Origin of the sequence: Streptococcus parasanguinis (assembly GCF_001578955.1) — a bacterium.
GTDB lineage: Bacteria > Bacillota > Bacilli > Lactobacillales > Streptococcaceae > Streptococcus > Streptococcus parasanguinis_U.
This window is the reverse complement of the sequence record NZ_KQ969689.1, coordinates 57526-65296: the sequence shown is the minus strand read 5'-3', so window position 1 is coordinate 65296 and position 7771 is coordinate 57526. Positions and strand designations below refer to the sequence as shown.

At 45.2% G+C, this 7771-nt stretch carries 6 protein-coding genes; 3 read left to right on the top strand and 3 right to left on the bottom strand.

Translation table 11 applies throughout. From position 1 onward, the window contains the following. Positions 1–173 precede the first annotated feature (173 nt). The 3 genes from SPADD19_RS00300 to SPADD19_RS00290 all read right to left on the bottom strand — a co-directional run bounded on the left by SPADD19_RS00300 (position 174) and on the right by SPADD19_RS00290 (position 3442). On the bottom strand, positions 174–2513 hold the full coding sequence (locus tag SPADD19_RS00300) for an endonuclease MutS2 (protein WP_061454895.1): 2340 nt from the start codon (positions 2511–2513) through the stop codon (positions 174–176). A 73-nt stretch (positions 2514–2586) separates the two neighbouring features. Beyond that, the gene (locus tag SPADD19_RS00295; RefSeq protein WP_061454894.1) at positions 2587–3141 is read right to left on the bottom strand and encodes a CvpA family protein; all 555 of its coding nucleotides are present in this window, start codon (positions 3139–3141) and stop codon (positions 2587–2589) included. Positions 3142–3151: 10 nt separating this feature from the next. Continuing rightward, on the bottom strand, positions 3152–3442 hold the full coding sequence (locus SPADD19_RS00290) for a hypothetical protein (protein ID WP_003005477.1): 291 nt from the start codon (positions 3440–3442) through the stop codon (positions 3152–3154). A gap of 136 nt (positions 3443–3578) precedes the next feature. Here SPADD19_RS00290 and rnhC point away from each other — a divergent pair, with 136 nt between their 5' ends. From rnhC to recD2, 3 genes are all read left to right on the top strand, one after another. Further along, positions 3579–4478, top strand: a complete 900-nt coding sequence (rnhC, locus tag SPADD19_RS00285; protein ID WP_045759870.1) for a ribonuclease HIII — start codon at positions 3579–3581, stop codon at positions 4476–4478. 3 nt (positions 4479–4481) lie between these two features. Next, the gene (gene lepB, locus SPADD19_RS00280) at positions 4482–5132 is read left to right on the top strand and encodes a signal peptidase I (protein ID WP_061454893.1); all 651 of its coding nucleotides are present in this window, start codon (positions 4482–4484) and stop codon (positions 5130–5132) included. 66 nt (positions 5133–5198) lie between these two features. Continuing rightward, on the top strand, positions 5199–7631 hold the full coding sequence (gene recD2 / locus SPADD19_RS00275) for an SF1B family DNA helicase RecD2 (RefSeq protein WP_061454892.1): 2433 nt from the start codon (positions 5199–5201) through the stop codon (positions 7629–7631). Positions 7632–7771 lie beyond the last annotated feature (140 nt).

The following is a 7771-nucleotide window of genomic DNA, read 5'->3' as shown; positions in this document are numbered from 1 at the left end:
AAACTGTATTGTTTCAGGCACTTTTCTCACGGCGGAAAGTTTCGGTATTTTCTTAATTCATTCTAATAATTGGAACATATTTATATTTCTTTGCAGAATTACTTAACTTATTTTTCTTTTAAAAAATTTAGTCTACATTCTAAACCCTAGCTAATGAAAAGCTAGGGCTTAACTTATCCTTTAAACGTAACAATAGTCGCGCCGCTTCCGCCCGCATTTTGGGGGGCATATTCAAAACTTTTGACATGTTTGTTGCGTCGGAGATACTTGGTCACCCCTTCACGGATGACACCCGTCCCAATCCCGTGGATGATATCGACTTGGGCCATATTGTTGAGCAGGGCCTGATCGATAAAGCCATCTAGCTCTTGCATAGCCTCTTCATAGCGTTTTCCACGGAGGTCTAGACGCGCTCTCGGCCCACTCGTGTTCGAGCGTTTGACGACATTCACCTGGCGTTTCTTAGGTTGAGTTGCTTCTTTTTCAGCCTTGATGAGGTTGAATTCTTTTTCTTCCAAGGTCATCTTGATCAAGCCGACTTGCGCCTCCCAGCGGCCATCTTTGAGTTGCTTGACCAGGGTTCCGCGTTGGCCATAGCTGATAACCAAGATTTCATCTCCCACCTTAGGAGCACGCGCCTTTTTGGCTTTTTTCAAGACCTTATTTTTAGAAAGGTCTACGGTCTCAGGAGCTAGTTTTTTCAACTGAGCCTTGGCTTCAATGATCTCATGTGGTTTCAACTGGGATTTAGCGTGAAGGCCTTGAAGGATGCGGTCACTCTCTGAGAGGGCCATGTCCACAATTTCCTTGGCTTCTTCTCTTGCCTTATTGAGCTCTGTTTCTCTCTCTCGGGTCAATTCGTTACAGAGTTTTCGAAGAGCACGATTGAATTTGAGATTTTCTTGCTCGACCTCTTGAATGGTATCCAAGCGCTTGCGACTTTCTAAGGTCTGCGCCTCCAATTTTTCAATAATTTGATTGACATCGTTATCCGTATTGGTCATCTTCATGGCATCCTGGATAATGGTCTCAGACAAGCCCAAACGGCGGGCGATCTCAAAGGCATTGGAGCGACCAGGAACTCCTTGCATGAAGCGATAGGTCGGACGCAGACTCGCTGTGTCAAATTCCATACTGGCATTTTGCACTCCTGCAGTCTCAATTCCATAAGCCTTGAGCTCTGGATAGTGGGTTGTCGCCATGGTCTTAATCCCGCGTAAGCGCAGGTCTTCTAGGATAGCAATCGCAAGGCCAGCCCCCTCTTGAGGATCGGTTCCAGCCCCCAACTCATCCAGAAGGATCAAGGAGGCAGTATCCACTTGATTCAAGATAGATACGATATTGGTCATATGACTGGAGAAGGTCGACAAGCTCTGCTCGATCGATTGTTCATCTCCAATATCCGCAAAGACCTGTGAGAAGATGCCCACACGACTACCTGGATCTGCTAGGATGGGAAGACCAGACTGGGCCATAATTTGCGCTAATCCTAGCGTTTTTAGCATGATGGTTTTCCCCCCTGTATTGGGACCGGTAATCACGATTTCTGTCAAGTCCTCAGTAAAATGCAGGTCATTCGCGACAGCATTTTCAATCAAGGGATGACGTAGTTGCAAGAGCTGAATAGAGCGATTGCTGCTAACTTCTGGTACCACTGCCTTATAATCGCGCATAAAGCGATACTTGGCCTTGATCAAGTCCAAGTGACCGATAATCCAAGCGTTATTTGCAATCTCTGCTGCATGAGGGCGCAGGGTGTCAGACAATTCCTCCAGAATCTGAATGATTTCATACCGTTCATCGGCTCGATGGTTGGCAATTTCTTCATTGAGATTGACGACTGCCCGAGGCTCGATATAAACGGTATTCCCGCTGGCTGAGATATCGTGGACCACCCCTGCAATCCGGTTGCGATAGGTGTTTTTTACGGGTAGAACATTGCGGCCATTCCGACTAGCAATCACAGCATCCGCCAACATATCGGCCTTGCTTTTCAGCAGGTCTTGGAGAATCTCTCTGACCTGGTGTTCATTTTCCTGGATTCGACGGCGGATTTTGGCCAATTTTTCACTGGCAAAAGACTCGACAAAGCCTCCTTCGTTGATAGCTTGAAGCCCACCTTGTAGGCGTGGTAAATCCACCAAGTTGTCAAAGAGGCGATTGAGCCTTTCCAGACGGACATTTTCCAAGTTGTCGTAGAAATCCTTGAGCTCATGTGTCACCCGAAGGACCGCTTTTAGCGCTAGTAATTCATCGATATTGAGGGATGCCTCCATCTCCAAACGCTTGGCCACTGGACGGACATCTTGAATCGTCGACACGGCAAAGCGAGGCTCTTCCAAGAGGATCTGCTCCATATCTTCCAACTCCATAAAGGCCGTTTCGATGCTTTCTTTTTTATCAGTTGGAGTAAGGGCTGCTAGCTCCATCTCCCCTTGTTCTGTCTGTAGATAGGGTTCAAAGAGTTGCTTGACCTTGTCAAACTCCAGAATATCTAAGATTTTTTTATTCATATTTCTCCTACAAAAAAAGTGAGCGTCCTTCCTTGAATCGGACTTGCCTCACTCCTTTCTTCATTTTTGCTCCTTAAGCTCCGATAATCGCAGTCACCCACAAGTTGTGGAACAGACTGGAACTGATCGGGGTATGAAGGATGATAAAGCGGATCAATCCGCTTGCATTTAGTCTATTTTGGATGGAAGCCATGGGAACCGTTGAGAGGACAGTCAAGCCCATCTGGATGACCAAGAGAGTTATCACGACGGCGATCACACCCGCTCCAATTTGATACTTGCGATCCTCCAGTTTTTCTGGCTGGGGTACCAAGTGCATAAAAATCCCAATCATACGACCAATCAGATAGACTATCGCAAAAATCAATACATAAGCTAAACCTGCATAAAAGATGTCATCTAATTGAAATAGGTAGCGGTTGGCATAAAAATAATTCACCGATTGCCGAGTAGGACTCGAAAAAGGAACCCATAGAGATAAAATCTTTGCCAGCCCCTTGTAGCTACCACCTGCAATCAAGAGGGCCACTAAGGTCACTAGAAAATAATAGGACTGGAGGATAATCCCTCTTGCATAGCCAATATAAAAGCTCCATGCCAAAATCAATAAGATTAAGAAAGTTAACATGTATCTCCTCTTATTTGGATGATTTATCCTTTAAGTCGTCTAAAGCCTTGCGACGAAAATCATCTAATTCTTTTTCTTTGTCGTCAAACTCAATCTCGCGATTCAGTTGCATGGACAAACTGTTTACTGCCAATAAGATCGCGATGGTTTCATCATCTGCCTCTGGCATTTGTTCTTTAATTGCTTGGTATTTTTCTTTCGCAACACGTTCGACTTCTTCCATAAACAAATTATCATGGTTGGTTGTTAAAGTGAGCGCTTTGTTTCCAAATGTAAATTTATATCTATTTAAGCTCGCCATAAAAATCACCTCACGGTATTATACCAAAAAAGGCTAGCTTTGTCAGTAGCAAAGCCCCTCTTCACAGGGATTTTCCAGTGGATTCTTTCTTTCTTTTTGCTCCCTCTCTCCCTGAATTTGTGGTACAATAGTGGTTATGGAAAGTATGACACTCACTCCAACACAGGAGCAAATCCTTGATTTTGTCCATACCTATCGCAACTCTCTCTCTCAAAGCAAGAATCCTCATATGGATTATTTCTTTCGACTAGAGGGAGCGACCGTTTCGATCTACAAGTCTGGAAAAGTCTTGCTTCAGGGCAATGACCTTACTCCTTACCTGGCCTTTTTCGGGCAAGATGCTGGGAACCCTAAAGGTTCTACTACTTCATCTGCAGGACAAGATCTCGCCATGATCGGAACCGACGAGGTCGGAAACGGCTCTTATTTTGGTGGACTCACCGTCGTCGCATCCTTTGTCACACCTGACCAGCACGACTGGCTCAAAAAGCTCGGTGTTGGGGATTCAAAGACCTTGGATGATCGAAAAATTCAGCAATTGGCTCCTCTCCTTGAGGAAAACATCCAGCACCAAGCGCTCTTATTGTCTCCAAAGAAGTACAATGAAGTCATTGCTTCTGGCTACAATGCTGTTTCGGTCAAAGTAGCCCTGCACAATCAGGCCATCTACCTTCTGTTAAATAAAGGAGTCCAAGCAGAGCGAATTGTGATTGATGCCTTTACAACTGCTAAAAACTACCAAAAATACGTGAAAGCTGAAAAAAATCAGGTCACCCAAGCTATTGAGTTGGAAGAAAAAGCAGAAAGCAAATATTTAGCAGTTGCAGTTAGTTCCATCATCGCCCGTAATCTCTTCCTTCAAAATCTGGAAGATCTGGGCAAGGAACTGGGCTTTAATCTCCCTAGTGGAGCAGGGGCGAAGTCAGACCAAGTCGCTGCTAAATTGCTCCAGACCTACGGAATGAAAGCTCTGGATTATTGTGCTAAACTCCATTTTAAAAACACAGAAAAAGCAAAGAAATTACTAGAAAGATAAGTTATGTCAAAAAGAAGTTCAAAACAGTCATCTAGCTCACCAGTGGTGAGATTCCTTAAAGAATGGGGCCTCTTCAGCATCATCGTTGGTCTCATCATCGCCTCACGTATCTTCCTTTGGGCTCCGGTCAAGGTGGATGGCCATTCGATGGATCCGACCTTGGCTGATAGCGAGTACCTCCTTGTGGTCAACCACCTCTCGATTGATCGTTTCGACATTGTCGTTGCTAGTGAAAAAGACGACGACGGCAAAACCAAGGACATCGTCAAACGGGTCATCGGTCTTCCTGGAGATACCATCCAATACGATAATGATACCCTCTACATCAATGGAAAAAAGACCAATGAGCCCTATTTGAAAGACTACATCGCTCGTTTCAAAAAAGATAAATTGCAATCGACCTACACTGGAAAAGGGTTCGAAGAAAACGGAGAACTCTTCCGCCAATTGGCCAATACAGCTCAAGCTTTTACTGTAGACAAGGTTGGCAATCCTAAATTTACCTTGAAGTTGCTCGACGATGAATACCTCTTACTCGGAGATGACCGGATCGTTTCAAAAGATAGCCGTCAGGTCGGAGCTTTCAAGAAAGAACAAATCAAAGGGCAAGCCGTCTTTAGACTATGGCCGATCTACCCTTTCAAAACTTATTAGTATAGATCAAATAACTAAGGCTGAGGCAATATGTCCCAGCCTTGCTTTATAAAAAGGAAAGAAATGATGGAATATTATTTTTCTGGTACTATTGAGCGCATTATTTTTGAAAATCCCAGCAGTTTTTTTCGAATTCTCTTGCTCGACATCAGCGATACAGATGCAGAAGACTTTGATGATTTTGAGATCATTGTGACGGGCACTGTGGCAGATATCATGGAAGGCGAAGACTACACCTTCTGGGGAGAGCTGGTCCATCATCCTAAATACGGTGAACAGCTCAAAATCAGTCGCTATGAACGTGCCAAACCCTCTAGCAAGGGCTTGGTGAAATATTTTTCCAGCGATCACTTCAAAGGAATTGGTCTCAAAACGGCTCAAAAAATCGTGGACCTCTATGGGGACAATACCATTGACAAAATTCTGGAAGCCCCTGAAAAATTAGAAGAAATTACTGGTCTCTCCAAGAAAAACCGCCTAGCTTTTGTGGAAAAACTTCGTCAGAATTACGGAACGGAACGCATTCTCGCCCAACTAGCCAATTATGGCATTCCCAATAAATTGGCCTTTCAGATCCAGGATTTCTACAAGGAAGAAACTCTCCAGATCGTGGAGCAACAGCCCTACCAATTGGTGGAAGACATCCAAGGCATGGGCTTTAAAATCGCGGACCAACTAGCAGAAGAATTGGGCATTGCAAGTGACGCTCCCGAGCGTTTCCGAGCGGGTCTGATCCACAGCCTCTTTAGCTACTCTATCGAGACTGGAAATACCTATATCCAAGCCAAGGACCTCCTGCGCTATACCATTGACCTTCTAGAATCAGCTCGTCCAGTAGAATTGGATCCTTCCACTGTCGCCCAAGAATTAGGCCACCTCATCGAGGAAGACAAGGTCCAAAACGTGGACACCAAGATCTTTGACAACAGCCTTTTCTTTGCGGAGGAAGGGATTCGCAGTCATATTGGCCGATTGCTGGAGAAGGGTAAAAAAGCTTCGTTTGACCCTGAGAAAATCAACCAGGCGATTGAGGAGGTTGAAAAAGATTTGGGGATTCGCTACGATGCGATTCAAAAAGAGGCGATTCACCAAGCTATCCAAAACAAGGTCTTTATCCTCACCGGGGGACCAGGGACAGGAAAGACTACCGTTATCAATGGGATGATCAGCGTCTATGCCCAACTCCACCAGCTGGATCTTCGGAAGAAAAAAGACCTTCCGATCCTGCTGGCTGCCCCAACGGGACGAGCAGCTAGGCGCATGAATGAGCTGACAGGACTTCCGAGCGCCACTATCCACCGCCATTTGGGGATGACTGGGGATGATGACACCAGCCACTTAGAGGACTATCTGGATGCAGACTTTATCATTGTGGACGAATTTTCCATGGTTGATACCTGGCTGGCTAATCAATTACTTAGCAACATCGCAACAGATACGAAACTCTTGATTGTGGGGGATGCCGACCAATTACCTTCCGTCAGCCCTGGTCAGGTCTTGGCTGATCTCTTGCAGATCCCAAGCATCCCTCAGACCAAACTGGAACATATTTTCCGTCAGAGTGAGGACTCGACCATTGTCTCACTAGCAGGAGACATTCGCCAAGGCAAGCTTCCTCAAGATTTCACAGAACGAAAAGCTGACCGCTCTTATTTCGAAGCCGGAAGCGAACACATCCCTAAGATGATCGAACAAATCACTTCTGCTGCCCTTCGTAGTCAAATCCCTGCTCGAGATATCCAAGTCTTGGCACCCATGTACAAGGGCCAGGCCGGAATTGACAACATCAATACACTCATGCAAGACCTTCTCAATCCAGCTGTCAAAGATCAGGTTGTTTTTGACACGCCAGACTGCCAATACCGCGATGGAGACAAGGTCATCCATCTGGTCAATGATGCAGAAAGCAATGTCTTTAATGGAGATATTGGCTACATCACCGATCTTCTCCCAGGAAAATATACAGAATCCAAGCAAGATGAATTGACCATCCAATTTGATGGCAATGAAATCGTCTACCCGCGCAATGAATGGTACAAGATTCGCTTAGCCTATGCAATGAGTATTCACAAATCGCAAGGAAGCGAGTTTCCGGTGGTGATTCTACCCATTACCAATCAAAGCCACCGGATGTTGCAACGTAATTTGATCTATACTGCCATCACGCGCTCTAAGAGCAAGCTGATTCTCTTAGGAGAATACAGCGCCTTTGATTACGCCACAAAAAATACTGGTACTGCGCGCAAGACCTACTTGGTGGAGCGCTTTAAGGACCTGAACGGAGGCGAGGCGACCAAGGATTCTTCTTCATCCGTTGACACCGCTTCTGCTACAATCGAATCCGCACGAAGCAAGGAAGGGACTGTTGAAACGAAGACTGAGCCTGATGAACCGACTGTCTATCGACTGACTGAAGACAATCTCCACACCATCTCTCCTATGATCGGACTGACTGAAGAAGAGATTGTAGCCTTTTTTGACATCAAACAACCTAATTAATACCCCCAAAAATTAAAATAAGATATTTTTTAAGGCTCATTCAAATACAGCTGAAATTTTTCACCGTGAAAAAGAGGCTGGGACAAAAGTCCTAGCCTCTCAATTATTTTTGGATTGTCGAGCAAGACGCAGTGGTTGAG

Coding starts and splice junctions, on each gene's coding strand:
- SPADD19_RS00300 (WP_061454895.1), bottom strand. CDS start 2,513: ATGAATAAAAAAATCTTAGATATTCTGGAGTTTGACAAGGTCAAGCAA.
- SPADD19_RS00295 (WP_061454894.1), bottom strand. CDS start 3,141: ATGTTAACTTTCTTAATCTTATTGATTTTGGCATGGAGCTTTTATATT.
- SPADD19_RS00290 (WP_003005477.1), bottom strand. CDS start 3,442: ATGGCGAGCTTAAATAGATATAAATTTACATTTGGAAACAAAGCGCTC.
- rnhC (WP_045759870.1), top strand. CDS start 3,579: ATGGAAAGTATGACACTCACTCCAACACAGGAGCAAATCCTTGATTTT.
- lepB (WP_061454893.1), top strand. CDS start 4,482: ATGTCAAAAAGAAGTTCAAAACAGTCATCTAGCTCACCAGTGGTGAGA.
- recD2 (WP_061454892.1), top strand. CDS start 5,199: ATGGAATATTATTTTTCTGGTACTATTGAGCGCATTATTTTTGAAAAT.